The 2,839-nt window shown below is 63.6% G+C and carries 4 protein-coding genes; 2 read left to right on the top strand and 2 right to left on the bottom strand.

Going from position 1 to position 2,839, the window contains the following annotated elements; genetic code table 11:
• Window positions 1-99: 99 nt before the first annotated feature.
• Entirely contained in the window at window positions 100-663 is a 564-nt protein-coding gene (locus GXY33_06605) for an OsmC family protein (protein ID NLX04796.1), read from the bottom strand.
• Between the two features lie 257 nt (window positions 664-920).
• Here GXY33_06605 and GXY33_06610 point away from each other — a divergent pair, with 257 nt between their 5' ends.
• Window positions 921-1,331 (top strand): hypothetical protein, encoded by a 411-nt coding sequence (locus GXY33_06610; GenBank protein ID NLX04797.1) that lies wholly within the window; start codon window positions 921-923, stop codon window positions 1,329-1,331.
• 253 nt (window positions 1,332-1,584) lie between these two features.
• Entirely contained in the window at window positions 1,585-1,860 is a 276-nt protein-coding gene (locus GXY33_06615) for a DUF2795 domain-containing protein (GenBank protein ID NLX04798.1), read from the top strand.
• Window positions 1,861-1,881: 21 nt separating this feature from the next.
• On the opposite strand, the gene GXY33_06620 is transcribed toward GXY33_06615, so the two are convergent.
• Window positions 1,882-2,688, bottom strand: coding sequence for an amidohydrolase family protein (locus GXY33_06620; GenBank protein ID NLX04799.1), 807 nt, complete (start codon window positions 2,686-2,688; stop codon window positions 1,882-1,884).
• Window positions 2,689-2,839 lie beyond the last annotated feature (151 nt).

The following is a 2,839-nucleotide window of genomic DNA, read 5'->3' on the forward strand; positions in this document are numbered from 1 at the left end:
ACTCGGCAGAGGCACCACCTTCCACTTCACCCTGCCCGCCGGACCGGCCGAGGCGCCGGCCTGACCCAGCCTGCGGTTGCCTCGACCCGCCATCGCCGGCTATCCCAGCTCAAGCTTCGCGCTAACCGGCGTCTCGTGCGTCACCATGTCGAATACCGGCGATCGCTTCTGAGCCAGTTCGACCAGTTCCTCGATCGTCTCCCGCGGCGCGGGCGACTTGACGTGGAACGTCACGCGGATGCTCGAATAGCCGTTCCGCACCTCGTCGCTCAGGCCCAGAAATCCGCGAAGGTCCAAGTCCGCCGTCAAGTCCAGCCGCAGCTCGTCGATCTGAACCCCGCGGGCCGCCGCGTGGTAGACAAACGTGGTGTTCAAACACGAGGAAAGGGCGTACAGCAGCGCCTCGGTCGCGCTGGGCCCGTGGTCCTCGCCCAACAGCACGTCCGGCTCGTCCGCGTGCAGCTCGAACCGCTGGGCGTGCTCGCGATCCTCGCCGGCCCCGTAGTAGTCGCTCACGGTGGTCCGGCAATGGGCCCCGTCCACCCACTCGTTGGTCGCCCGATGCTGAACCTTCGCCAGCTCCGGATTCCCCTTAAGATTGTGAATCGTCTCACGAAGCCGCTCGATATCCACCCCGTTAAGCGTTGTCGTCTGAGTCGCCATGACAAGTTCCCCCAAAAGATGTTTTGAAACTCTCCACTGACATTCACTGACGTCTCCATGGGATTCTATCCGGAGTCAACGATGGACGGAACCGCCTCGCACTTGATTGGCATCTATTGGGCGAAGGTGCTGACAGCCGTCAATCGCCCGGACTTGATCTTGGGCAAGCCGGCTCGAAGTGCCTTGACGACACGCCAATAATTAGATGACAGGCCCAGCTGATGATCCGGTCTTTCGCACGTCTGGGAGGCAGAACGATGAAAAATGTACCGGTGGAGCCGTGGCCGTGGCAGTGTCGACAAGTGCTGGCGGCGATGCGGAGCGAGGTCCTTGGGACCGTGCGGAGGTTTCTACAGCGTGTCAAAAAGCCTGGGCCGGTGGAGATCGAGAGACTCGCGGACGGAGAGGGCCAGGGTGAGGACCGGGTCTCCCGGTTCCTCGTCCGCCAGGCCCAGGCCCTCTCCGAAATCGAACAGGCCATGCACCGCTTTGACACCGGCACCTACGGCCGTTGCGAGGCGTGCGGCGATCCGATCAGCGCGGTGTTCCTGCAGGCGATGCCGTGGACGAGAGTCTGTGACGAGTGCTGGCGAGGCCAGATAAGCGGCCGGCCGGTGGCCCAAGACAACGACGATCTGATCCGCCGGCTCTTCGACTGTCAGAATTGAGCGAAGGAAGGCCGTCCACGAGCATCGCGTGCTTTCCGACGGGGAAAGACAGGCAGGCGGCGGGGCCGGCGAAGGCGAAGCTCCGCCGCCGGATCGCCGTGAGTTCCAATAGGTTACGCGTCGAGCCGGCGGGGCCGGGCCGGACGTGGCGGCATCGCCGACCGCGTCGTGATATAATTCAATGAGCCGAATTCCGGCGCAGACGGTGCGCCAGATCGTTCGGTAACCAGGTGACCAGTTACGGGGGAAGACCATGCCTTACCGACGAGCGCAGATGGAATACCGGGACCGTGGCCGAAAGTACAACACCTCGCCCGGCCAGCACGGCGGACCGGCCAAGCCGCCCGCCCACATGCACGAACACATGGAACAAATGCACTACCCGCTCCGAAAGAGCGCGCTGATCCGGGCGGCCAGAACCCAGAACATGCCAGCCGACGTGGTCCGCGTCCTGCGGCGGCTGCCGGATCATGAATACCAGAATGCCGACCATGTCTGCCGCGTGGCCGTGGAAGTCCACGAGGTCTGACCCAAACGGACCGCGAAACCGTTAGAGCCCAAGCAGCCGGGCGGCGTTGTCCCGCAGAATCATCCGCTCGTGCTCCGCGTCCAGTCGCAGGCCGCGAATGCTCTGGACGACGAAGTCCGGGTCGCCCCACGGCGAATCCGTGCCGAACAGCATCCGCTCCCTCGGATGCGCCGCAATGATCCGCCGGGCCTGCTCGGTGCCGATGTACTCGAAGCTGTACGAAACGTCGATGTAGACGTCGCGGCCCACCAGGCGGCGCTCCACCTCGTCCCAATCCTCCCACGCCCCCAAATGCGAAGCGATCAGCTTCAACCCGGGAAACGCGTCGATCACCCGGGCGGTCCGCACCGGATCGGCGATCCGCGTCCGCGGAAACGCGATGTCAAAACCCGTGTGCATCAAAAGCACCAGGTCCAGCTCGCGAACCAGCTCATAGATCGGGAACAGCCGCTGCTCGTCGTCGATCTCGAACTCCTGGTAATACGGGTGGAGCTTGAGGCCCCCATATCCCGCCGCCTTGATCCGGCGGATCTGATCGGCCCACTCCGGATGCGCCGGGTGGACCGACGGAAAAACAATCAGCCGCTCCGAGCGGATCTGCTCGCTCCAACTGAGAATCGCGTCGAACTGCTTGGGCTTGGTGGCGATCGACGAGAGTACGCTGATCTCAATGCCCGCTTCGTCCATCGACTTCAGCAACGCCGCGATCGTACCGTCAAGGATCGCCTTGACCGAAGCCCCTTCCTCCAACGCCGCCATCGCCCGTCCCGCCAGATGATCGGGAAACGCATGCGTGTGTACGTCAATGACACAGTTCTGTCGCTTCATCGCAAATGCACCATCAAAAAAAACGCCGCCAAACGCAGCCGCTGCGGCTCCTGGCAGGGCGGGAGGTTCTGCCGCAACGCGGCAGGGTCACCCGCCATCCGTCACGCAAAACCACTCAGGACACCGGCAAAACCGCCTGCCCGAACAGCAC

It is taken from the genome of Phycisphaerae bacterium (genome assembly GCA_012729815.1).
GTDB lineage: Bacteria > Planctomycetota > Phycisphaerae > JAAYCJ01 > JAAYCJ01 > JAAYCJ01.

What these genes read in the sequence shown, in the direction of transcription:
- GXY33_06615 (NLX04798.1), top strand. Translation starts at nt 1,585, where the DNA reads ATGCCTTACCGACGAGCGCAGATGGAATACCGGGACCGTGGCCGAAAG.
- GXY33_06605 (NLX04796.1), bottom strand. Translation starts at nt 663, where the DNA reads ATGGCGACTCAGACGACAACGCTTAACGGGGTGGATATCGAGCGGCTT.
- GXY33_06620 (NLX04799.1), bottom strand. Translation starts at nt 2,688, where the DNA reads ATGAAGCGACAGAACTGTGTCATTGACGTACACACGCATGCGTTTCCC.
- GXY33_06610 (NLX04797.1), top strand. Translation starts at nt 921, where the DNA reads ATGAAAAATGTACCGGTGGAGCCGTGGCCGTGGCAGTGTCGACAAGTG.